Origin of the sequence: Pseudonocardia sp. TRM90224 (genome assembly GCF_021245725.1) — a bacterium.
Lineage (GTDB): Bacteria > Actinomycetota > Actinomycetes > Mycobacteriales > Pseudonocardiaceae > Pseudonocardia.
In genome coordinates this window covers 60,625-82,754 of the sequence record NZ_JAJGSX010000028.1, presented here as the reverse complement: position 1 = coordinate 82,754, position 22,130 = coordinate 60,625, and the positions used below count along the sequence as shown (strand labels likewise).

At 73.0% G+C, this 22,130-nt stretch carries 23 protein-coding genes and 1 pseudogene; 10 read left to right on the top strand and 14 right to left on the bottom strand.

Annotation, left to right across the window (positions count from 1 at the left end; translation table 11 throughout):
• Positions 1 to 188: 188 nt before the first annotated feature.
• On the bottom strand, positions 189 to 2,033 hold the full coding sequence (locus tag LL648_RS29985; RefSeq protein WP_232666127.1) for a DEAD/DEAH box helicase: 1,845 nt from the start codon (positions 2,031 to 2,033) through the stop codon (positions 189 to 191).
• A gap of 69 nt (positions 2,034 to 2,102) precedes the next feature.
• On the opposite strand from LL648_RS29985, the gene LL648_RS29980 reads away from it, so the two are divergent.
• A complete protein-coding gene (locus LL648_RS29980; protein WP_232666126.1) occupies positions 2,103 to 3,047 on the top strand; it encodes a YihY/virulence factor BrkB family protein in 945 nt (314 codons plus the stop codon).
• A complete protein-coding gene (locus LL648_RS29975) occupies positions 3,044 to 4,651 on the top strand; it encodes a PHA/PHB synthase family protein (RefSeq protein WP_232666125.1) in 1,608 nt (535 codons plus the stop codon). Before LL648_RS29980 ends, LL648_RS29975 begins: the two co-directional genes overlap by 4 nt.
• 100 nt (positions 4,652 to 4,751) lie before the next feature.
• Here the strand turns inward: LL648_RS29975 and LL648_RS29970 are convergent, their stop codons facing one another.
• The 4 genes from LL648_RS29970 to LL648_RS29955 form a co-directional block, all read right to left on the bottom strand.
• Positions 4,752 to 5,621 (bottom strand): SAM-dependent methyltransferase, encoded by an 870-nt coding sequence (locus tag LL648_RS29970; protein ID WP_232666124.1) that lies wholly within the window; start codon positions 5,619 to 5,621, stop codon positions 4,752 to 4,754.
• Between the two features lie 39 nt (positions 5,622 to 5,660).
• Positions 5,661 to 6,668, bottom strand: a complete 1,008-nt coding sequence (locus tag LL648_RS29965) for a polyprenyl synthetase family protein (protein ID WP_232666123.1) — start codon at positions 6,666 to 6,668, stop codon at positions 5,661 to 5,663.
• A 101-nt stretch (positions 6,669 to 6,769) separates the two neighbouring features.
• A complete protein-coding gene (locus LL648_RS29960; RefSeq protein ID WP_232666122.1) occupies positions 6,770 to 7,429 on the bottom strand; it encodes a class I SAM-dependent methyltransferase in 660 nt (219 codons plus the stop codon).
• A gap of 14 nt (positions 7,430 to 7,443) precedes the next feature.
• Positions 7,444 to 7,692: a DUF3039 domain-containing protein gene (locus LL648_RS29955; protein ID WP_232666121.1), complete on the bottom strand. Its 249-nt coding sequence runs from the start codon at positions 7,690 to 7,692 to the stop codon at positions 7,444 to 7,446.
• A gap of 10 nt (positions 7,693 to 7,702) precedes the next feature.
• Between LL648_RS29955 and LL648_RS29950 the strand changes: the two genes are divergently transcribed.
• Entirely contained in the window at positions 7,703 to 8,638 is a 936-nt protein-coding gene (locus LL648_RS29950) for a pseudouridine-5'-phosphate glycosidase (protein WP_232666166.1), read from the top strand.
• Positions 8,635 to 9,471: a carbohydrate kinase family protein gene (locus tag LL648_RS29945; protein WP_232666120.1), complete on the top strand. Its 837-nt coding sequence runs from the start codon at positions 8,635 to 8,637 to the stop codon at positions 9,469 to 9,471. Before LL648_RS29950 ends, LL648_RS29945 begins: the two co-directional genes overlap by 4 nt.
• Positions 9,472 to 9,518: 47 nt before the next feature.
• Here the strand turns inward: LL648_RS29945 and LL648_RS29940 are convergent, their stop codons facing one another.
• A complete protein-coding gene (locus tag LL648_RS29940) occupies positions 9,519 to 9,842 on the bottom strand; it encodes a DUF3099 domain-containing protein (RefSeq protein WP_232666119.1) in 324 nt (107 codons plus the stop codon).
• 50 nt (positions 9,843 to 9,892) lie between these two features.
• Positions 9,893 to 10,291: an ArsR/SmtB family transcription factor gene (locus tag LL648_RS29935; protein WP_232666118.1), complete on the bottom strand. Its 399-nt coding sequence runs from the start codon at positions 10,289 to 10,291 to the stop codon at positions 9,893 to 9,895.
• Between the two features lie 114 nt (positions 10,292 to 10,405).
• Here LL648_RS29935 and LL648_RS29930 point away from each other — a divergent pair, with 114 nt between their 5' ends.
• Positions 10,406 to 10,921 carry an SRPBCC family protein gene (locus tag LL648_RS29930; protein ID WP_232666117.1) on the top strand — a complete coding sequence of 172 codons (516 nt, stop codon included), beginning with the start codon at positions 10,406 to 10,408 and terminating at the stop codon, positions 10,919 to 10,921.
• A gap of 38 nt (positions 10,922 to 10,959) precedes the next feature.
• Here the strand turns inward: LL648_RS29930 and LL648_RS29925 are convergent, their stop codons facing one another.
• Both LL648_RS29925 and LL648_RS29920 read right to left on the bottom strand, forming a co-directional pair.
• Positions 10,960 to 11,544 (bottom strand): HhH-GPD-type base excision DNA repair protein, encoded by a 585-nt coding sequence (locus tag LL648_RS29925; protein ID WP_232666116.1) that lies wholly within the window; start codon positions 11,542 to 11,544, stop codon positions 10,960 to 10,962.
• The gene (locus LL648_RS29920; RefSeq protein ID WP_232666115.1) at positions 11,541 to 12,068 is read right to left on the bottom strand and encodes a DUF3592 domain-containing protein; all 528 of its coding nucleotides are present in this window, start codon (positions 12,066 to 12,068) and stop codon (positions 11,541 to 11,543) included. Before LL648_RS29920 ends, LL648_RS29925 begins: the two co-directional genes overlap by 4 nt.
• A 64-nt stretch (positions 12,069 to 12,132) precedes the next feature.
• On the opposite strand from LL648_RS29920, the pseudogene LL648_RS29915 reads away from it, so the two are divergent.
• Together LL648_RS29915 and dtd are read left to right on the top strand one after the other, a co-directional pair.
• Positions 12,133 to 13,617: pseudogene (locus LL648_RS29915) on the top strand (DUF7782 domain-containing protein).
• Entirely contained in the window at positions 13,614 to 14,039 is a 426-nt protein-coding gene (gene dtd / locus LL648_RS29910; RefSeq protein WP_232666114.1) for a D-aminoacyl-tRNA deacylase, read from the top strand. Before LL648_RS29915 ends, dtd begins: the two are co-directional and overlap by 4 nt.
• A gap of 180 nt (positions 14,040 to 14,219) precedes the next feature.
• Here dtd and LL648_RS29905 read toward each other — a convergent pair whose 3' ends face one another.
• The 3 genes from LL648_RS29905 to LL648_RS29895 are packed head-to-tail and all read right to left on the bottom strand — an operon-like array spanning position 14,220 to position 16,605.
• The gene (locus LL648_RS29905; protein ID WP_232666113.1) at positions 14,220 to 14,477 is read right to left on the bottom strand and encodes a hypothetical protein; all 258 of its coding nucleotides are present in this window, start codon (positions 14,475 to 14,477) and stop codon (positions 14,220 to 14,222) included.
• Positions 14,478 to 14,534: 57 nt separating this feature from the next.
• Positions 14,535 to 14,924 (bottom strand): helix-turn-helix domain-containing protein, encoded by a 390-nt coding sequence (locus tag LL648_RS29900; RefSeq protein WP_232666112.1) that lies wholly within the window; start codon positions 14,922 to 14,924, stop codon positions 14,535 to 14,537.
• Positions 14,925 to 14,931: 7 nt separating this feature from the next.
• Positions 14,932 to 16,605 carry a PHA/PHB synthase family protein gene (locus LL648_RS29895; protein ID WP_232666165.1) on the bottom strand — a complete coding sequence of 558 codons (1,674 nt, stop codon included), beginning with the start codon at positions 16,603 to 16,605 and terminating at the stop codon, positions 14,932 to 14,934.
• Between the two features lie 164 nt (positions 16,606 to 16,769).
• Between LL648_RS29895 and LL648_RS29890 the strand changes: the two genes are divergently transcribed.
• Together LL648_RS29890 and LL648_RS29885 are read left to right on the top strand one after the other, a co-directional pair.
• Positions 16,770 to 17,936, top strand: coding sequence for an alpha/beta fold hydrolase (locus LL648_RS29890; RefSeq protein WP_232666111.1), 1,167 nt, complete (start codon positions 16,770 to 16,772; stop codon positions 17,934 to 17,936).
• Positions 17,937 to 18,148: 212 nt separating this feature from the next.
• A complete protein-coding gene (locus tag LL648_RS29885; protein ID WP_255686814.1) occupies positions 18,149 to 19,234 on the top strand; it encodes a sigma-70 family RNA polymerase sigma factor in 1,086 nt (361 codons plus the stop codon).
• A gap of 132 nt (positions 19,235 to 19,366) precedes the next feature.
• On the opposite strand, the gene LL648_RS29880 is transcribed toward LL648_RS29885, so the two are convergent.
• The gene (locus tag LL648_RS29880; RefSeq protein WP_232666109.1) at positions 19,367 to 20,842 is read right to left on the bottom strand and encodes an aldehyde dehydrogenase; all 1,476 of its coding nucleotides are present in this window, start codon (positions 20,840 to 20,842) and stop codon (positions 19,367 to 19,369) included.
• A gap of 120 nt (positions 20,843 to 20,962) precedes the next feature.
• Between LL648_RS29880 and LL648_RS29875 the strand changes: the two genes are divergently transcribed.
• On the top strand, positions 20,963 to 21,478 hold the full coding sequence (locus tag LL648_RS29875) for a flavin reductase family protein (RefSeq protein ID WP_232666108.1): 516 nt from the start codon (positions 20,963 to 20,965) through the stop codon (positions 21,476 to 21,478).
• Between the two features lie 121 nt (positions 21,479 to 21,599).
• Here the strand turns inward: LL648_RS29875 and LL648_RS29870 are convergent, their stop codons facing one another.
• Positions 21,600 to 22,100, bottom strand: coding sequence for a MarR family winged helix-turn-helix transcriptional regulator (locus LL648_RS29870; protein ID WP_232666107.1), 501 nt, complete (start codon positions 22,098 to 22,100; stop codon positions 21,600 to 21,602).
• Between the last annotated feature and the right edge of the window lie 30 nt (positions 22,101 to 22,130).

Below are 22,130 nucleotides of genomic sequence, written 5' to 3'. Positions count from 1 at the left end.
CTCGAACGTGGGACACGCCCGCCGAAACGTGGCACACGCCCGCTGAGGCGTGGGACTCGCCGCGAGTCCCACGTTGCCGCCGGCGAGTCCCACGTCTTGGTCGGCGAGTCCCACGTTCTCGCGGGCGAGTCCCGCGTCTCGGTCGGCGAGTCCCGCGTTTGGGTGGGTGAGTGCTGCGTTCGGGTGCGTCAGCGCCAGGAGCGGAGGGTGGCGATGCGCTCTTCGAGCTGCTCGATGGTCGCCATCGCGGTGGGTGGGCCGCCGCAGAGGGCGCGCAGCTCGTTGTGGATCTTGCCGTGCGGCTTCTTCGTACGATGGTTGTGCAACGCCACGAGCGTGTTGAGCTCTTTGCGCAGCTTCGCCAGCTGCTCGCGCACCGAGAGCTGGACGCGCTCCTGCGGCGGCGCCGGTGCCGCAGGAGCGGCGTCCGGTCCGGAGTCCGCGGCCTTGCGCTGCGACCGCGTGAGCCACTCCTTCTGCCGCTGGTTGAGCAGCGTGCGCACCTGGTCGGGCTCCAGCAGCCCCGGCAGGCCGAGGTAGTCCTCCTCGTCGGCGGAGAACGACGTGCCCTCGTAGATCAGCTGGTCGAGCTCGGCGTGCGCCTCCAGCGCCGTGAACGCCTTCTCGTCCTCGCCAGGCTCGTCCTCCTGGCGCTGGGCCTGCGCGAGCAGCTCGTCGTCCCACTGCTCGTCGGCGCGGTGCGGCTTGCCCAGCACGTGGTCGCGCTGCGCCTCCAGCTCGCTCGCCAGCCCCAGCAGCACGGGCACGCTCGGCACGAACACCGAGGCCGTCTCCCCCGGCCGCCTCGACCGGACGAACCGCCCGATGGCCTGCGCGAAGTACAGCGGCGTCGACGCGCTGGTGGCGTAGACGCCCACGGCGAGACGCGGCACGTCGACGCCTTCGGACACCATCCGGACGGCCACCATCCAGCGGTCTTCCGACGCCGAGAAGCGATCGATCCGCGCCGAAGACCCGGGCTCGTCGGAGAGCACGAGCGTCGGCGGGGTGCCGGTGACATCGGTGAGGATCGCGGCGTACGCGCGGGCCGTCGTCTGGTCGGAGGCGATCACCAGCCCGCCGGCGTCGGGCATCCCGCCCATGCGGTGCCCGGTGAGCCGCCGGTCGGCGGCCTCCAGCACCGCCGGGATCCACTCGCCGCCGGGATCGAGCGCCGTGCGCCACGCCCGTGCGGTCTGCTCGGCCGTCATCGGCTCGCCGAGCCGCGCGGTGATCTCCTCGCCCGCGCTGGTGCGCCAGCTCGACATGCCCGAGTACGCCAGGAACACCACGGGCCGGACGACGCCGTCGGCGAGCGCCTCGGCGTAGCCGTACAGGTGGTCGGCACGGCTGCGCAGCGCCCCGTCGCCGTCGGGGAGGTAGTCGACGAAGGGGATCGGGTTGTCGTCGCTGCGGAAGGGCGTCCCGGTGAGCGTCAGGCGGCGCGTGGCGTGCTCGAACGCCTCCTTGACGCCGTCGCCCCAGGTGCGCGCGTCACCGGCGTGGTGGATCTCGTCGAGGACCACCAGCATGCGCCGGTTCTCGGTACGGGCGCGGTGCAGCAGCGGGTGCGCGGCGACGCCGGCGTAGGTGATCGCGATGCCGCGGTAGTCGGCCGACGTCGCGCCCGTCGAGTTGCGGAAGTCGGGGTCGATCGCGATGCCCACGCTCGCCGCCGAGGCCGCCCACTGGTGCTTGAGGTGCTCCGTCGGCGTCACCACGGTGATGCCGTTGATCACGCCGTCGGCCAGCAGCTCCGACGCCACCCGCAGCGCGAACGCCGTCTTGCCCGCACCGGGCGTCGCGACCGCGAGGAAGTCCTGCGGCGCGGCTGCGAGGTAGCGGGCGAGCGCGCTGCGCTGCCACGCCCGCAGCGGCCGGGACGAGGGCGCGATCTGCTGGGCCTGCGACGACACACGACTCCCTGCGATCTCGACTTCAGGATCGGCCCTGCACCGGGCGCTGCGACCCCGGCGATCTCGGCGCTCGGGGCGTCGACCAGAGTAACCGGGCGCCGCCGGCAGGCGCGGCATGACCCGCCAGCACGACCCGGGAGCAGGATGACCTCGGACGCACGTCCACTCGGCAGGGTGATCTGCAGGGTGATCCGCCGAACGCTCGGCAAGGCCTGGGACGACGACGTCTTCTCGCACTCGGCGCAGGCGGCGTTCTGGCAGGCACTGTCGCTGCCGCCGCTGCTGCTGGGGCTGCTGGGCTCGGTCGGGTTCGTCGGCGGCTGGTTCGACCCCGGCCTCGTCGGGACGGTCGAGAACCTCGTCGTGGCGTTCTCGAGGGACGTGTTCACCCCGGAGGTCGTCGACCAGATCATCGCGCCGACCGCGGAGAGCATTCTCACAGAGGGCCGGGCCGACGTCGTCTCCGTCGGGTTCGTGGTGGCGCTGTGGGCGGGCTCGTCCGCGGTGGCGTCGCTCGTCGATTCGGTCACCCACGCGCATGGCCAGAAGCTCGTGCGCCACCCGGTGTGGCAGCGCGTGTTCTCGCTGCTCGTCTACGTGTTCGCGCTGGTCGTGGCGATCTTCGTGCTGCCGGCGATCGCGCTGGGGCCGGACCTGCTGCCCGCCGCCCTGCCATCGTCGTGGCGCCCCGCAGCGACGCAGGTGATCATCGCCGTCTACTACCCGGGCGTCGGCCTGCTGCTCGTGGCGGTGCTCACGACGCTCTACAAGGTCGCGCTCCCGAGGGGCCTCCCGTGGCGCCGGTTGCTGCCGGGCGCGCTGCTCGCGATGGTCGTCTTCGTCGCGTCGACGACCGGCATGCGGATCTACATCGCGGTGCTGACGAGCACCGGCTACACCTACGGCGCGCTCGCGACGCCGATCGCGTTCCTGCTGTTCGCGTTCCTCCTCGGCCTCTCGATCGTGCTCGGCGCGCACCTGAACAACGCGATCCAGGAGCAGTGGCCGTCGGGGCACGTCCCGCGGAGGCCGCAGCTGATCGCCAAACACCTCCCCGGACGGGCGACGGCGCACTTGCCCTCGCTGGTCGGCTCCGCCCACTCTGGTGGTGGCGCGGAGGAGGCACGATGAACGGGGCAGGCGGCACGCCGGGGCTGGACGCGGTGCTCGCGGGAGGGGCGCGTGGTCCGCTGCGCGCGGTGCTGCCGGGCCGGGCCGGGTTCCGGCTGCTCGCGGCGCTGGCCGCGCAGCCGGTGACCGTCGTCGGGCGGGGTGCGGGGCTGCTCTCGGATCTCCTCGCGGTGGCCGCCGGCCGCTCGCCATTCACCCCCGGCGGCCCTCGCCACACCCATCCGGCCTGGACGACGAACCCGCTGCTGCGCCGGCTCGTGCAGGCGCACGCGGCGACCGCGCGCACGGCCACCGACCTGCTCGCCGACGCCGAGCTCGACCCGGCCGACCACCAGCGCGTCGCGGCGGCGCTGCGGGCAGCGCTCGCGGCGGTCGCGCCGGGCAACGGCCCGCTGCACCCCGAGGTGCTGCAGGCGGCGATGGCGACCGGTGGTGGCAGCCTCGCCCGCGGGGCGATGCGGATGGCCGCCGACCTGTCCACGGCGCCGCGGGTGCCGTCCGCCGTCGAGGCGGACGCCTGCGAGGTCGGTGTCGACGTCGCCGCGACACCGGGTGCCGTCGTGCTGCGCACACCCACCATGGAGCTGATCCAGTACCTGCCGCAGACCGAGGTCGTGCGGGCGGTGCCGCTGCTCGTCGTCGCACCGATCGCGAACAGGTTCTACGTCGCCGACCTCGCCCCGGACCACAGCATCGTCGAGCAGCTGGTCAGGGGCGGGCAGCAGGTGTTCGCGATCTCGTGGCGCAACCCTGACCGGACCCACGCCACGTGGGACCTCGACACCTACTGCCAGGCCGTCCTCGACGCGATGGACGCGTGCGAACGCATCACACGCGCCCCGACGACGTCGCTCATGGGCTTCGGCGCCGGTGGACTGATCGCCGCGACGGTCACCGGGCACCTCTCCGCGATCGCCGCCGCCGACCGGGTCGCTTCGCTCACGCTGGTGGCGACGACGCTCGACCACGGGGACGGCCCGCTCGAGCCCGGGTTCGCCGAGGCGGCCGCTTCTGCGTCGGCAGCGGTCGGCTACCTCGACGGGCCCACGCTGGCCGAGGTGGACGCCTGGCTGCGGGCCGACGAGCTGATCTGGCCGCACTGGGTGCGCGGGCACCTGTGCGGGCGGGCCGCCGAGCCGTCGGCGGAGCTGTTCTGGCGCGCCGACGCCACGCGCGTCCCGGCCGGGCTGCACCGCGACCTCGTCGACGTCGCGGCGCGCAACCCGCTCGTCGCACCGGGCGCGATGAGCGTGCTCGGCACCGCGATCGACCTGTCGAAGGTCGACCGCGACTGCTACGTGATCACGACGGACGACCCGGTGACCGGCTGGGAGCCGGCGTACCGCTCGACGCAGCTGCTCGGCGGCCCGAGCCGGTTCGTCCTCGCCGAAGGCGAACGGTCGTACCGGGCGCTCGACGCCGGCCTCGGGGTGCCGCCGAGCCGGCTGGCGGCCGTCCGGTCGCAGCAGGGGACATGGTGGGGCGACCACGCGGCGTGGCTCGCCGACCGCAGCGGCGAGGACCGCGACGCCCCGCCCGAGCTGGGCGGGCGCGGCCTGCACGCGCTGGCGCCCGCCCCGGGGCAGTACGTGCTGGCCCGATAGGCCCGCACCTCAACCGGCGCTCGGCAAGGGCAGGAAAGCCACTTTCAGGCCCTGTGAGGGCCGGAAAGTGGCTTTCCTGCCCACCCCCGACACCGGCCACTCAGTGGCAGAGCTTCTCCGCCACGATGACCAGGTAGTTGAGCTCGCCCGAGGCGTAGCCGTTCAGGAACGGCTCCTCCACCCCGGTGCGCAGCTGCGAGGCCTCCCGAAGCTCCCAGTAGGGCACGGCCGCCGACGTGTGATCGGTGACGGAGATCGGGGAGAGCCCGTTGGCCGCGAGCGCGGCGAAGTAGGCGCTGCGGCGGTGGATGTGGCAGACGTAGTGCTCGTCGATCTGCCGCACGGCCTCGCTGTCGGTGGCCACGGCGTCGTTGGCGCACCAGGTGACCCCGACGTACCGACCACCCGGCCGCAGCAGCCGGGAGAACTCGCGGAAGCCCTCGTCCAGGTCGATGTACATCGTGGTCTCGTTGGTGACCACGGCGTCGAACGAGCCGGCCTCCAGACCGGTCTCGACCATGTTGCCGAACCGGAACGCGACGTCCTTGCTCCAGCCGCGCTCGCGCGCGATCCGCTCGGCGAATGCGATGTGGTGGCGGCAGAAGTTCATGCCGACGACGGAGCAGCCGAACCGCCGGTTGACCATGAACGACGTGCCGCCGCGCCCGGACCCGCCGTCCATGACGCGCGCGGAGGAGGGCAGCCCGCGCAGACCGCGCAGGATGAGCTCGACCTCGGCCGTCTCCATGCGGTGCATTTCGGCGAGGATCGCCGCCTCGCGCTCCGGCTCGGCCAGGTCGAGCACGGACGCGTCGTAATCACCGATCCCGAAGTGGTGGTGGTAGAGCCCGTCCTCCTGGCCGAGCAGGAGGTTGATCGGGTCGTCGGTCTTGCTGTCCCAGTCGGCCTGGGAACGGCGCTCGTACTCGGTGCGGGCGACCGGTCGTGTCGCCGCTTGAATGGTGGTCATCCGTTCGATCCTTTCCAGTCGCCACGTGGGTTCGTGGTGTCAGTGGCGGTAGACGATGTGGTCGAAGAACTCCGTCAGGTCGGTGGCCGCGGCCGGCGCCAGGCCGGCGGCGGCGACTTGCTCGGTGGCGAGGTCGAGATGGCGGCGCGCGAGGTCCTCGGCGACGGCGCGGCCGCCGGCTTCCTCGATCAGGTCGGCCATCCACCCGAGGTGCTCGTCCCCGTTCTCCTCGCTGCGCCACAGGTGGCCGAAGCGCACGGCCGCGTGGCCGCCGGCGCGCAGCGTGGCGAGCACGGGCGCGGTCAGCCCGCGGCGTCGCAGGTCACCGCGCAGCGGCTTCCCGGTCACGGCGGGGTCGCCCCAGATGTCCTCGACGTCGTTGCTGGCCTGCCACGCGATCCCCAGGTGCTTGCCCGCCCGTTCCAGCGCGCGCACGGCGGGGTCCGGCTCGCGGGCGAGCACCGCGGGCCACGCGAGGGCGCAGCCGAGCAACGCGCCGGTCTTCTCGGTCGCGATCCGCTCGTACTCCGCGACGGTGGGCTCGGGAACCGAGGGGAAGCGCAGCTCGAGGGCCTGGCCGGCGAGGACGCGGCCGATGGCGTCGGCGAACCGGACCGACTGCCGCTCACCGGCGACCATGCCCAGTGCCGCCACCTGCAGCCCGTCGCCGGCGAGTATCGCGAGCTCCGTCCCGAAGACCCGCCACGCCGCCGGTCGGCCGCGCCGCAGGTCGTCGCGGTCGATGATGTCGTCGTGCAGGAGCGTCGAGTTGTGCAGCAGCTCGACCGCGGCCCCCGGCGTCCCCAGGTCGGCGGGCGGCAGCCCGATCCCGGCCGCCACGGTCATCATCAGGTTCGCCCTGATCAGCTTGCCGCCGGGATCGTCGATGGGCTCACCGCGGGCGTCGGCGAAACCGAGGTGGTACCGGCCGACCGCACCCACCACCGGCTCCAGCGCGTCGAGCGCGCGCCGCAGCACCGGCGTGACGACAGCCCGCGCGGTTGCAGGCTCGGAGCGTGTCCCGGCGTGGATCCCGATCGCAGGCATGGCCCCAGTAGACCCACGTTCGGGTACGCCCAGCAGCCGATCGGGCTGCGCAGGTTGCTAAACGGAAGCGCGTGTTTAACGCGCGGCGAGCGCCCCGACGGCTACGCGGGGGCGGTGACGGCCAGCCGGAACGAGTTGCTTCGGTTGCGGCTCATCGTGTGCAACTCGACGAGCTCCACGCCGGCATCGGCGAACGTGCGGCGGAACTCGTCCTCGTAGGTGACGCGCCCGAACTCGATCGTCGTGACCCGCTTGGCCAACGGCTTGACCCGCTCCAGCAACGGCGACCTGCGGTGCTGGAACGTCTGCGTGGCGTAGATCCGGCCACCGGGTCGCAGCTGTGCCGCGACGTGCTTGATCGCCGCGACCGGGTCGGGCAGGAGCATCAGGCTCGCGCTGAAGTAAACGGCCTCGTACGGGCCGCCGTGGTGGTCGTACACGGAGGCGAGCAGCGGGGTGACCCGGTCGACCAGCCCGGCCTTCGCGACCTCGCGCACGCACCGCTCGAAGTAGTCGGCGTCGATGTCGAGACCGGTGACGGTCAGGTTCTTGGCCCGCACCTGCTCGGCGCAGCGGGCCAGCGCGGCGCCCGTGCCGATGCCGACGTCGAGCATGTGCGCCCCTGACGGCAGCCGGTTCAGCACCTCGCGGTACCAGTCGGTCGTCATGCCGGCCACGAACCGGTCGTAGACCCATCCCCGCAGCTCACGGCGAGGCGGCACGGCGGAGCCGGACTGTGGCGGGAGCGGTTGTTCCGGCATCAGCACCTCTGCTGCTAGGACTCGCCGCCCTTCGGCAACGACTCGAAGATCTTCTTGCAGTCGGGGCACACCGGTGAGCCCGGCTTCGGCGCGCGAGTGACCGGGAAGGTCTCGCCGCAAAGCGCTTGGACAAGGTTACCGAGCACCGCGCTCTCGGCAATCTTGTTCTTCTTGACGTAGTGGAACATCTTGGGCTCGTCGGTGCCCGAGGTGTCGGTGCCCTCTGGGCGGGTTTCGACGTCGGGCAGCACCTGGGTAGGCATGCAGACCATGATGCCCCACGTGTCCGATTCCGTCTTCCCGACATGTTCCGACGAGGTTGCAGGGGCGCTCGCCGACGGGCGCCCCGTCGTCGCGCTGGAGAGCACGATCCTGGCGCACGGCCTTCCCGCGCCGCAGAACCGCACCGCGGCCGACGAGCTCGAGGCGGCCGTCCGCGCACAGGGCGGCGTCCCGGCGACGATCGCCGTGCTCGACGGCGTGCCGAAGGTCGGGCTGAGCGCCGCCGAGCTCGACCGCGTGTGCGACGGCGAGCTGGCCAAGCTCTCCGCCCGCGACCTCGGGGTCGCCGTCGGCCTGGGCCTCGATGGCGCAACCACCGTCGCGGCGACGGCAACCCTGGCCGCAGCCGCCGGCATCGCGCTCTTCGCGACGGGCGGGCTGGGCGGGGTGCACCGCGGCGCGCGCGACACGTGGGACGTCTCCGCCGATCTCGCCGCGCTCGCCGGCACCGCGTCGCTCGTCGTCTGCTCCGGGGTGAAATCGATCCTGGACGTAGCCGCGACGCTGGAGGTGCTGGAGACCGAGTCGGTGCCCGTGCTCGGCCACGGCACCGACACTTTCCCCGGGTTCTACCGGCGAGACTCCGGCCACCCCGTGCCGTGGCGCGTCGACACTCCCGAGCAGGCCGCCGCGGTCTGGCGTGCGCACCGCGCGCTCGGCTCGCGCGCGGGGATGGTGCTCGCGCAGCCTGTGCCGGCCGCGGACGAGCTGGACGCGCAGCTGCACGACCGGCTGCTCGCGGAGGGGCTTGCGCTGCTGGAGGAGCGCGGCATCACGGGCAAGGACGTCACACCCGCGCTGCTGGAGCACTTCCACTCCGGCAGCGGCGGCGCGAGCCTGCGCACCAACCTCGCGCTGGTCAAGGCCAACGTGGAGCTGGCCGCACGGGTCGCGGTGGCGCTGACCGAACGATCGCTGGCCGGATGATCGTCGTACTGGGCGATGTGGCCGTCGACGTGCTGGTCGCGCCGCACACGCCGGCCGTGGCGGGCGCCGACGTGCCGGCGACGATCCGCATGCGCGCCGGCGGCGCTGCCGCGAACACCGCGGCCTGGATGGCACATCTCGGCGCGGCCGTGACGCTCGTGGCGCGGGTCGGCGACGACCCCGCGGGCCGCGCGGCCCATGCAGATCTCGCCGCGGCGGGTGTCGGACTGCACGTCACGGTCGACCCCGACCTGCCGACCTGCACGGTCGTCGCGCTGCTCGACGGCAACGAGCGCACGATGTTCTCCGACCGCGGCGCGGCCGCGCGCCTGTCCCCCGCCGACCTGCCGCCCTTTGGTGGCGCGTCACACCTGCACGTTTCCGGGTACGTGCTGCTCGACGCCGCGTCCCGGCCGGCCGGCCTGGCGGCGCTGGGGGCGGCCCGGACAGCCGGGCTGAGCACGTCGGTCGACCCGCCGCCCGCGTCGGCGATCACCGCCGAATTCATGACCTGGGTGCGCGGTGTCGACCTGCTCCTGCCCAACGCCGACGGGCGGCGCGCGCTCGGCGCCACCGAGCGGCTGCTCGCCGACGTCGGCGCGGTGGCGGCTACGGCAGGACCGGGAGCGGCTACGTGGACCGATCGATCAGGCGGATGGCAGGTGTCGCCACCGGAGTCGCAGGTCGTCGACCCGACCGGCGCCGGCGACGCTTTCAACGCCGGGCTGCTGGTGGCATGGCTGGGCGGCGCGGAACCCGCGGAGGCGCTGCGGGCGGGGTGCGGATCCGGGGCCGCGGCCGTCGGGCAGCTGGGCGCGCGGCCGAGACCCTAGCCCTCGATGACCCTTACCCCTCGATGACCCTTACCCCTCGATGACCCTTAACCCTCGATGACGGGGTGCTCGCGGCCCTCGACGGCGCGGCGGTCGCCGCGGTAGCGGTTGACCTCCTCGCGCTTCTTGGGCAGGCGGTCGTTCGCGATCAGCACCGCCATCCACGGCAGCGGGATCGAGAGGACGAGCAGCCCGACGGCGAGCCACGGGATCTGGTAGCAGGCCGCCGCCATGATCATGAACGGGATGCGCATCCCCATCATGATCTTGTAGCGGCGCTTGCGCGCCGCAAGATCGTCTTCGTACGAGCGCGCAGCATCGGTGATCAGGACCGGTTCCGCAGGTCGTTCGGCGTCGCTCACTTGCTCCATCGTGCCACTCGCAAGCGTGAACCGCGCGCCGACCCGGCCCCTGTTTCCGCTCAGTGCCGGGCGGTGTCGTCGGCGTGCAGCGCGATGTCGCCGACCACACCCTCGGAGACCACGTCCAGCAGCCGCCTCGTGAGGTCGCCGGTGACGCGGTAACGCACCAGCCGCCCCTCCCGGTGCGCGCTGACCATGCCGTGCGCGCGCAGCAGCCGCAGGGCGTGCGAGACGGCGCTGTCGCTCATCCCGACGGCGAACGCCAGGTCGGAGACGCAAAGGTCGCCGGCGTGATGCAGGGCCAGCAGGATCGACAGGCGGTTGACGTCGCCCAACGCGTCGAGCACCGCGGCCGACCGGCGCACCTGCTCGCCGTCGGCGAGCACGGCCGTGGCGTCGCACACCTGGTCAGGGTCGATGACGCGGACGTCGCGTCGTGCCGCGGGGACCTGGTGCACGAACCGACCCTAGCCGTTCAGCCGGCGGGAGGTCGGCAACCCAACTCCATGCCTTGACAGCTATATACTTGCTAGGGCATGTTCGAGACAGAAACCGATCACGGAGGAGACGACATGGAGCAGGCGACGTTCGTCCAGCACGACGGCCGCCCCGCGGTGCGGTTCCGGCGCACGTTCGGCCACCCGGTCGAACGGGTCTGGGCCGCGATCACCGAGACGGAGGACCTGCGGCACTGGTTCCCGTCGAGCGTGCGCATGGAGCAGGTGGTCGGCGGCCGGATCGAGTTCACCGACGACCCCAACATCCCCGCCGCCACCTCCGGCACCGTGCTCGCGTTCGACCCGCCGCGCCGCCTCGCCTACACGTGGGAGACCGACGAGCTGATCTTCGAGCTGGCCCCGACGGACGCCGGATGCGTCCTCACGTTCGTGCACGTGCTCGGCGCGGAGAACGCGGCGGCGCGCACCGCCGCCGGCTGGCAGGTGTGCCTCGCCGAGCTGGACAAGCACGTCGACGGCGAGCCCGCCGAGGGGCCGCACAGCTCGTCGGCGCTGCCGTGGCAGCCGGTGTACGACGCCTACGTCGCGGCCGGCATGCCCTCGGGTGCGCCCATCCCGTCGGCCGGCTGACGGCTGACACGCGAGGGCAGGAAAGCCACTTTCCGGCCCTACGCGTTGCCGGCCTTCGCCGCCGCCTTCGCGGCCTGCTTGAACTCGCGGACGCGGGTGAGCGACTCGGCGTCGACGACGTCCGCGACCGACTTGTGCACGCCCTCCTCGCCGTAGCCGCCGGCAGCCTCGCGCCAGCCGGGCGGGGTGACCCCGCGCTGCTTGCCCAGCAGCGCGACGAAGATCTGCGCCTTCTGCTTGCCGAAGCCCGGCAGCGAGAGGAGGCGCGCGTACAGCTCCTTGCCGTCGGGGACGTCGCTCCACAGCTGCGTGACGTCCCCGTCGTACAGCTCGACGATCGCCGCGCACAGCGCCTGCACCCGGCCCGCCATCGACTTCGGGTAGCGGTGCAGCGCGCGCGGCGTCGCGAAGATCGTGACGAGCGCTTCGGGGTCGTAGCCGGCGAGCTCGCGGGCGTCGAGGTGGTCGCGGCCGAGCCGCTCGGCAAGTCGCACCGGCGCGCCGAAGGCGTGCTCCATCGCCACCTGCTGGTCCAGCAGCATGCCGATGAGCAGCGCGAGCGGGTCGCGGTCGAGCATCGCGTCGGCCTCGGGGATCTGGGAGAGCGACAACGTGCGGGTCATGGGCCTGATCCTGGCATGTTCCGGCGGAATCGGGCCTGCGCGCGGCGCGCTTTCCGCCTACGGGGCACCGCGCTCATCCACTCGACGACGATCCGCCCGCCCACCCAGAGCGCCCCGCAGAGGAACAGCGCCGCGGCGACCACCAGCACGTACCCGATCACCCGGTGGGTACCCGGCGGGTTCGTCGTCGCGACGGTCGCGGGGTCGCGCGGGTCGAACCAGACGGTGACGGGTGTGCCGACGGCCTTGTCGCCGCCCTCGACGAACGTGTGCTCCCGCCCGTCGACGACGAACGCGAACACGTTCTCCTCGTCGATCGAGGGCGGGTTCTGCGAGTAGTCACGGGACACGCGCAGCTCGACCACGCGGCCGGGCGCCGTCGCGCCGCGCTCCTCCAGCACGCCGGCGTCGCCGACCATCCGCAGTCCCACGAGTCCGATCCCCACCGGGACCAGCACGAAGACCAGCGCGAACGCGACGTCGAGCAGGACCCCGAGCCGGGAGAACGCCCTCCACCACCGCACCACCTCATGGAAGCACGCCGGGTGCGGCGACGCTGTCGGAAAGCCGGCGCGGGATCATCGTCGGATGCACCCGCACCTCTCCCCCGCCGCCGCGGACGCGCTGCGCACCGCTCTGCAGCGGGCCCGGTTCAGCACCGACGGCGTCCGCGAGCTGCTCGGGCCCGCCGCGCACGCCGCGCTCGGCCGGGGTGAGGTCGAGCCCGCGTTCCGCGCCACGGCCGATGCCGGCGAGCTGGGCGTGCTCGTCCGGATGTTCCTGCTCGACGCCGTCGAACCCGCCGCAGCCGTCGAGGCCGCGCTCGCCCCGCTCACCCCCGCGGAGGCCGCCGCGGCCGGGCTGTTGCGGGCGGCCGACGGCGGCTGGGCGGCCACGCTCGACCTGCGCCCCTACGGCGACGAGGAGCGGGACTGGTGGGTCCTGTCGGACCTCGACCTGCGCCGGCAGGACCGCGAGCACGTCACCGGCGTCGGCGCCGCGTCGCTCACGCTGGCCGCGGCGACCGTCCGGCGGCCCGTGCAGACCCTGCTCGACCTCGGCACCGGGTGCGGCGTGCAGGCGCTGCACGCCACCCGGCACGCCGGCGCCGTCACCGGTACCGACCTCGCGCCGCGCGCGCTCGCGATGGCCCGCGCCACGTTCACGTTGAACGACCTCGACGTGGAGCTGCTCGCCGGGCCGTGGCTGGAGCCGGTGGCGGGACGCCGGTTCGACCAGATCGTGTCCAACCCGCCGTTCGTGCCCGGCCCGGCCCGGGTCGACTACGTCTACCGCGACTCGGGACAGGGCGGCGACGACGCGCTCGGCGCGCTGGTCCGGGCCCTGCCCGCACATCTGGAGCCCGGCGGGGTCGCGCAGCTGCTCGGCTCGTGGCTGCACGTGCGCGACGAGGACTGGCCCGACCGGGTCCGCTCGTGACTGCCGGAGGGCGTCGACGCGTGGGTGCTGCAGCGCGAGGTCGCCGACCCGGCGCTGCACGTCGGCACCTGGCAGCGCGACGCGGGCCTCGAGCTGGCCTCGCCGGCCGCACGGGCGCAAGCGGGCGCGTGGCTGGACTGGCTGGAGCGCGAACGCGTCGAGGCCATCGGGTTCGGCCTGATCACGCTGCGCCGCACCGACGGACCGGGCACGGTGGTGTTCGAGGACCTCACCGGCGCCGTCGACGACCCGCTCGGCCCCGAGGTGGAGGGCTGGCTCGACCGGGTCGACTGGCTGCGCTCGCACGAGAGCGACGACACGCTGCTCGGCGCCCGGCTCGCCGTCGCACCGTCGGTGGTGCTGGAACGCTTCGCGGAGCCCGGGACGGCCGACGGCGACGGCTGGGCCGAGGTCGGGGCCGCTGTCGCGCGCCTCGACGGGCCGCGGTGGCGGCACGAGGTGGACGAGCCCGCCGCCGCGCTGCTCGCCGGCTGCCGCGGCGATCTCGCGATGGGCGAGCTGGTGGAGCTGCTGGCGTTCGCGCACGACCGGCCGGCCGACGAGCTGGTCGCGGCGACCCTGCCGGCCGTGCGGGAGTTCATCCGGCACGGGTTGCTGGTGCCAGCACCGTGAGAGCCGTTGCGGCACGCGTATCGCGCGCAGCCGTCCGCGTCGCCGGGGAGGTGGTCGGCGCGATCGAGGGGCCCGGGCTGCTGGTGCTGCTCGGCGTGCATCGCGACGACACCGCCGACGCCGTGCCCACGATGGCCCGCAAGCTGCACGAGCTGCGGATACTGCCCGGCGAGCGGTCGTGTGCGGAGCTGGGCGCGCCGCTGCTGGTGGTCAGCCAGTTCACGCTCTACGGCGATATCCGCAAGGGCCGGCGCCCGTCGTGGTCGGCCGCGGCGCCGCCGGGCCAGGCCGAGCCGGTGGTCGACGCCGTCGTCGCGGCTCTGCGCGAGCGCGGCGCGACCGTCGAGACCGGGGTCTTCGGCGCGCAGATGGAGGTCGAGAGCGTGAACGACGGCCCGTTCACGCTGATCATCGAGGTCTGACCCCGACTCGCCCACTCGGACACCCCGACTCACCCACACCCACACCCCGACTCGCGCGCACGCACACCCCGACTCGCCGCGTACCCGCGAGTCGGGGCCGCGCCGTGCGCGAGTCGGGGTGTCACCGTGGGCGAGTCGGGGCCACGCCGTGGGCGAGTAGGGGCCGCGCCGTGCGGGCGGTCAGCCCTCCTTCGACGCGGGCGTCGCGTCGGCCTTGAGCACTCCTGCCGCGAGCACGGAGTGGGCGAACTCGCGCTGCGTGTCGAGCACCTGCTGCGCGATCTCGAAGTAGCGGTCGACGACGGCCGTGGCGTCGGGGAGCGCCTGCACGCCCGACAGGCTGGAGAGCACGGTGTCGGTCCACGTGCGGACGGCGGCGGTGACCGCCTCCTGCGCGCGGGTCACGGTCTCGGTGAACTGGTCGGTCGGTGCGCTCATGACGGGTCCTCCTGGAGTGGAACTTGCTACCCATACTGAGCATCTGCATTAACTATGTCAAGCAGTCCCGACGAAGCTGCGGTACACCCCGAGCAGCGCCGTGCGCTGCTCCGGCGAGAGCCGGGGGTCGGCCTTGATCGCGTCCTCGGTGCTCTGCGCCACCGGCCCCGCACCGTCGCTGCCCGCCGACGTGCTCCACCCGGCCTGCTTGAGCAGCTGGTCGGTCGAGAGCTGCAGTGCGTCGGCGATCGACTGCAGCACCTTGAGCGACGGCTGGTGCAGCCCGCGCTCCACCTGGCTGAGGTAGGCGTTCGAGACGTTCGACATCGCCGCCATCTCGCGCAGCGACATCTTGGCGAGCTGGCGCTGTGCGCGGATGAAGTCGCCGAGCACGTTCATCGAGGCCGACCAGCCGGAGTCGGCAGGCTCGGAGGGGCGGGCTGTCATCGGACCATCATGCCTCCAGAACGTAACTGCCCGGCGCGGCCTGCAGCGGCGGGTGCGCGGCGCTGCCGGTGGGCGGCGGGGTGCGCCGGGCGCCGGCCCGGGCCTCGATCCACGGTGTCCAGTCCTCCCACCAGCTCGCGCGGTGCTCGCCCGCGGCGGCGCGCCACTGCGCAGCGTCGCCCGGCAGCTGCCCGGACTCGCCGTACCAGTGCCGCGACTTCGCCGACGGCGGGTTGACGACTCCGGCGATGTGCCCGGCATTGGAAAGGACGAAGCGCACCGTCCCGCCCAGCCGGGCCGCCCCGGAGTACACCGACGCCCACGGCGCGATGTGGTCGGCCTCGGCGCTCACGACGTAGGCGTCCTGGCGCACGGCCGCGAGGTCGAGGTGCTCGCCGGCCAGCTCGAACGTGCCCTCGGCGAAGCTGTTGCGCAGGTAGAGCGCGCGCAGGTACTCCGATTGCATCGCGGCGGGCATCCGCGTGGAGTCGGCGTTCCAGGCGAGGATGTCGAACGGCGCGGGGTCCTCCCCCAGCAGCCACGTGGTGACGACGTAGTTCCAGATCAGGTCGGTCGCACGCAGCAGGTCGAACGTAGTGGCCATGCTCTGCGCCGGGAGGTAGCCGTCGCGGCGCATGGCGCGCTCAAGCCGCGCGATCGTGGCCTCGTCCGTGAAGACGCCCAGCCGGCCCGGTTCGGCGTAGTCGAGCAGCGTGTTCATCAGCGTCAACGAACCGACCCGGTCGTCGCCGCGGGCCGCGAGCCACGCCGTCGCCGCCGTCGCGAGCGTCCCGCCCAGGCACAGCGCGCCCATGTTGACGCGGTCCGCTCCGGTGATCTCCTGCACGACGTCCAGCGCCGCGAGCGGCCCCTCGCGCAGGTAGTCGCTCATCGTGACGTCCCGCAGGTCGGCGTCCGGGTTGCGGTAACTGATCATGAAGACGGTGTGGCCGTGCCGGACCGCCCACTCGACGAGGCTCTTACCCGGTGCAAGATCCATCACGTAGAACTTGTTGATCCACGGCGGCGAGAGCAGCAGCGGCGTCTCGAAGACCTCGTCGGTCTGCGGCGCGTACTGGATCAGCTCGATGAGCCGGTTGCGGAAGACGACCGTGCCGGGCGTCACCGCGAGCTCGACACCCGGCGTGAACCGCCCCTCCACGGTCTTGCGCGGCATGCCGCGGTTGGTGACGGCGTCGCGCAGCACGTTGCGCGCGCCGCGGACGAGGCTGAGCCCGCCGGTCTCGAACGCCTTCGTGAGCATCCTGGGGTTCGACCACGGCCAGTTGACCGGTGCCGCCGCCTCGACCACCTGCTGGACGAGGAAGTCGACCTTGCCGCGGGCCGGCGCGTCGAGCTCGAGCCCGGCCGCGGCCGCGCGCAGGTGCTCGGCGAACAGCGAGTGCTGCTGGCGCAGGAGGTAGTAGAAGGCGTTCGCCTCCCATGCCGGGTCGGCGTAGCGGCGGTCCTTCGCGGGCAGCTCGGCCGGTCCCGTCGCGGTCCCGCCAGCAGCCCGCACGAGCGCGGCGACCGTGGCCCGCCCGTTCCCCGCGGCGAGCTCGGCCGCGCCCCGCACGGCCGGCAGCGGGTCGCGCGCCAGCGCCGCAGCCGCCGCCGTGAGGGCACCGGTGAAGCCGACCGGGTCGAGGCGCGCGGCCACCGCTTCGAGATCGAACACCATCCGGGTCACGCACCCATCGTGACTGCCTACCTACCGGTAGACAGCATGGGAGGGCGCAGCTCACTCGGGTGCCGGTTGTGCCGGCGCTCGCCATCCCGATCCGCTTGCTCGGTATATCGAGCGGCGATTACCGTCGGGTGGTCCCGCCGGGAGGGAGACCCGCATTGGCCGATCTCGACGCCCCGCTGGTCCACCTCGCGGGCTACACCACCGAGGCGGCGGCCCGCGCGGCCACCGCGTTCGCGGAACGCTCCGGGGCGCTCCTCGCGCAAGCGCTCAGCACCCCTCCGGCCGCCGGCGCCGCTCGAGGACTGCTCTGGTGGAACACCGTCCTGGACCGCCGGCCGCCGCGCTGGCACACGCCGGCCGAGACCGTGCTCACCACCCCGTTCGCGCACCTCCGCGACGTCACCGCGCCAGGGGACGCCGACGCGGCCGTCGTCCCGACGCTCGTGCTGCCGCCGCAGGCCGGCCACTCCAGCCACGTCGTGGACTTCGCGCCGGCGCAGAGCCAGCTGCGCACGATCGCGGCCGCCGGGCTGACCAGGTTGTACGTCCTGGAGTGGCGAGCGGCGACCACCGCGACCCGGGACGTCACGATCACCGACTACGTCGAGGTCGTCGACCGGGCCGTCCGGCACATGGGCGGGCGCGCCAACCTCGTAGGCGACTGCCAGGGCGGGTGGCTCGCCGCCGTCTACGCCGCGCTGCACCCCGAGCGCGTGCACACGTTGACGCTGGCGGGCGCGCCGATCGACTTCCATGCCGGTGAGTCCGTCGTCGCCTCCTCGACCCGCGTGCTCACCGGCGCGCTCGGCCTCGCCCCCTACCGCACGCTCGTCGCGCTGAACGGCGGCACGATGCCGGGCGCCGCCGCGCTGGCCAACTTCATCGCGATCCAGCCGCAGGCGGAGGTGTCGCGCCAGCTGGACCTGCTGCTGAACATCACCGACACCGCGCACGTCGCCCGCTACCGGGCGTTCGAGGACTGGTTCAAGCACACGCAGGACATCCCCGGCGCGTTCTACCTGTGGCTCGTGGAGCACCTGTTCCACGGCAACGAGCTGGTCGCAGGCACGTTGCAGGTCGGCGACCGGCGCGTCGACATGAGCGCCATCACGTGCCCGCTGTTCCTCCTCGCCGGCGCGACCGACCACATCACCCCGGCCGCACAGCTGTTCGCCGCGGCGGCGGTCGTCGGCACCCCGCCGGGGCTCGTGACGCGGCGCACAGCGGCGGGCGGGCACCTCGGTTTGTTCATGGGCCGCGACGCGTTGCGGGACGACTGGCCTGCGCTGATGGGCGCGGTTCGGGCCTTCTCGGACACCTGAGCCGCGCGGGTCCCAGACCACGAAGGACGTACCCGGACCTGAGGAGACCCTGAGAGTTCCGGTGGCGCGGCCCACCCTCGGGAACGTTCTGCGGAAAGGGGGCGTTCAACCCATGAGAACCCCGGCGCTAGGCCTCAGCGCCCCGCCCGGGTCGCGCAGGGAGGGAACGAATACAGATGACAGCGCCGACCATCATCGCCCCGTCCAGGTCGATGACCCCTGCTGACCAGTCCTCGGCCAGCCGCCCGACCAAGGCTTCATCCAGCAAGGCGCCGGTGCCGGCCATCCCTGGCCAGCGTACCGAGTCCGACGTCTGGGACGCCACTTCCACCGCCAGCACGCCCGAGCCGTCTGCGGAGGACCTCGACGCGCAGAGCCCTGCGGCCGACCTCGTCCGCGTGTACTTGAACGGCATAGGCAAGACCGCGCTGCTCACGGCCGCGCAGGAGGTCGATCTGGCCAAGCGCATCGAGGCGGGCGTCTTCGCGCAGCACGTGATCGACACCGCGGCCACCGAGGGACGCGAGCTGGAGCGGCAGTACGCGGCCGACCTGCGGGCCGTCGTCCGCGACGGCCGGCGTTCGCGCAACCACCTGCTGGAGGCGAACCTCCGGCTGGTCGTCTCGCTCGCCAAGCGCTACACGGGCCGCGGGATGCCACTGCTGGATCTCATCCAGGAGGGCAACCTCGGTCTGATCCGCGCGGTGGAGAAGTTCGACTACTCCAAGGGATTTAAGTTCTCCACGTACGCCACGTGGTGGATCCGGCAGGCGATCACACGCGGCATGGCCGACCAGGCCCGCACGATCCGGCTCCCCGTCCACCTCGTGGAGCAGGTGAACAAGCTGGCGCGGATCAAGCGCGACCTGCACCAGAAGCTGGGCCGCGACGCGACCCACGAGGAGCTGGCGACCGAGTCGGGCATCCCCGAGGAGAAGATCGCCGACCTGCTCGACCACGCCCGCGACCCGGTGAGCCTCGACATGCCGGTCGGGTCCGAGGAGGAGGCGCCGCTGGGCGACTTCATCGAGGACGGCGAGGCGACCGACGCCGAGACCACCGTGATCTCGCGGCTGCTGCACGACGACCTGCGCAGGGTGCTGGCCACCCTCGAGGAGCGGGAGCAGCTGGTGATCCGGATGCGCTACGGCCTCGACGACGGACAGCCGTGCACGCTCGACCAGATCGGGCGCCGCTTCGGGCTCTCCCGCGAGCGGGTGCGCCAGATCGAGCGCGAGGTGATGGGCAAGCTGCGGATCGGCGAGCGGGCCGACCGGCTGCGCGCCTACGCGTCGTAAGGAAATCGACAACGCTGGCCTGACCGGCGCCGTTCGTTGGGCTCCCCGTGAGCACGGACGGCGCCGGTCGTCGCCTTGTCTACCGGTTGCCGCTAGGGCGACGGAACCCGACCGGCCGGGTTCGCGGTGTTTTCACCCCAACGTGAACGGGTCCCTCGTGCCGCCGGTCAGCTCCACCCAGACCGACTTGTTCTCCAAGTACTCGCCGATCGCGTCCATGCCGTTCTCGCGCCCGCTGCCGCTCGCGCCGACGCCGCCGAACGGCACGCTGGGCCCGACCACGCGGTAGGCGTTGATCCAGACCGTGCCGGTGCGCAGCTTCGCCGCCACCCGGTGGGCGCGGTGCACGTCCTTCGTCCAGACGGCGCCCGCAAGTCCGTACGGCGTGTCGTTGGCGATCTTCAGCGCCTCGTCCTCGCTGGTGAAGGTCAGCGCGGCGAGCACCGGCCCGAAGACCTCCTCGCGCACGACCGTCGCGTCGACGTCCACGCCGGTGAGCACGGTCGGGCGCACGAAGTAGCCGCCGAGGCCCTCGTCGGCGCCGCCGCCGGTGGCCACCTGCGCGCCCTCCTCGCGCGCGGTGGACAGGTAGCCGAGCACCTTCTCGTACTGCGGCCGGTTCGCCACCGGCCCCATCTCCGTCGCCGCGTCCTCCGGGTCGCCGAGCGTGATCCGGGCGGCCCGCTCGCTCACCAGCGCGACCAGCTCGTCGTGCACGTCGGCGTGGACGATCAGCCGGGAGCCGGCCATGCAGGTCTGCCCGGTGGCCGCAAAGACACCCGCGACGATGCCGTTGGCCGCGGCGGGCAGGTCGGCGTCGGGGAACACGATCTGCGGCGACTTGCCGCCCAGCTCGAGCGTCACCTTGTTGATGTTCTCGGCAGCCGCCTTCGCCACGGCCCGCCCCGTTGCGGTGGAGCCGGTGAACGCGACCTTGTCGACGCCGGGGTGCCCCGCGAGCGCGGCGCCCGTCTCCCTGGACAGCCCTGTGACGACGTTCACGACGCCGGCAGGAAACCCTGCCCGTTCGATCAGTTCCGCGAACGCCAGCGTCGACGCCGGGGAGTGCTCGGACGGCTTGACGACCACCGTGCAGCCCGCGGCGAGGGCCGGCGCCAGCTTCCACGTCATCAACAACAGCGGCGAGTTCCACGGCGTGATGGCCGCGACGACGCCGACCGGCTCGCGCCGCGTGTAGACGAGGTAAGCGGGGTTCGGCGTCGGGATCTGCCGGCCTTCGATCTTGTCCGCGAGGCCCGCGTAGTAGTGGTACCAGCCGCCGAGGCCGGTCAGCTGGCCGATCATCTCCCGGTAGAGCTTCCCGGAGTCGCGCACCTCCATCCGGGCGAGCCGCTCGGCGTTCTCGCCGATCAGGTCGCCGAGCCTGCGCAGGAGCGCCGCCCGCGCGAACCCGGTGAGCGCACCCCACTCCCCCTCCAGCGCGGCGCGCGCGGCCGCCACGGCGGCGTCGACATCCTCGGGGCCACCGTCGGGGACAACCGCCCACGGACGTCCTGTGTAGGGGTTCTCCGACTCGAAGGTCCGCCCGGACAGCGCGTCGACCGGCTTGCCGCCGATCAGCATCGAGAAGCGTTCGAGGTCCGCCATGGCCGTCCTCCCTGACGTCCGACGTACGCCGCACGCTACGTCCGCGCCTGTGGGCGAGCGCCATGCGCGCGGCGGCCGCCCGGAATGGTGGGGGACCGTGGTGGTGCATAGGGTCGACGCATGACGGGAAGCGCGCCTCCTGGCCCGGTGTCCCCCGCCGTCATGCGCGAGGTGCTCGGGCATTTCGTCTCGGGCATCGTGGTGATCACCGCGAGCGGCGACGGCGGCCCGCTCGGCTTCACGTGCCAGAGCTTCGCGTCGCTCTCGCTCGACCCCCCGCTGATCAGCTTCGCCCCGGCGCGCTCGTCCACGACGTGGCCGCGGATCCGCAAGGTCGGCGCGTTCTGCGTGAACGTGCTCGCGGCCGACCACGAGCACGTCAGCGTCGGCTTCGCCCGGCCGGGCCACCTCGACAAGTTCGCCGGCGTCAACTGGCGCCCCGCGCCGTCGGGGGCGCCGGTGCTGGAGGGCGTGAGCGCGTGGATCGACTGCCGGCTGTGGGGTGAGCACGACGGCGGCGACCACACGATCGCCGTCGGCGAGGTGCTCGACCTCGGCGCCGACCCGAGCCGCGCGCCGCTGCTGTACTACCGCGGCCAGTACGGCGTGACGGCCGAGAGCGACGAGCCGCACTGACCCGCACCACCCTCGGGGAGGCGGGCGTCCCGCCACGCGAGGGCAGGAAAGCCACTTTCCGGCCCTCACAGGGCAGGAAAGTGGCTTTCCTGCCCTCCCCGCCGACGGCGGCACCCGACGGCTAGCGCTCCGGGAGGGCTGCGAAGACCGCTCGTAGGGCATCCGCTGCCGCCGTGAGCGCTTCCGGCGGCACGCCCCGCAGCACCTCGGAGTGCGCGCGTGTGGTCGCGCGCACGGCCCGTTCCGCCAGCTCGACGCCCTCCGGTGTGAGCGCGACCCGGGTGCCGCGGCCGTCGTCGGGATCGGGGCGGCGTTCGGCGAGCTTGCGCGCGACGAGCCGGTTGACGACGTTGCTCGTGCCCCCCGAGGAGAGCAGGAGCGATCTGCTGAGCTCGTTCGCCTTGAGCGCGTACGGCGCCCCGCAGCGGCGCAGCGCGATGAGGACGTCGAGCTCGGCGCTCGTGAGGCCGAGGCGCGGCAGCTGGGCCGCCGTTGCGTTCCCGAACGCTCCCGAGAGCAGCAGCACCCGCTTGACCAGCTCCGATTCCGGGCCGAGCACGTCGGGCAGCTCGGCGGTCCACGCCGCGATGATGGCGTCGACGGGGTCGGTGCGGATCTTCATGGTGCGAGGATAGTCACTGTCGTGATAGCT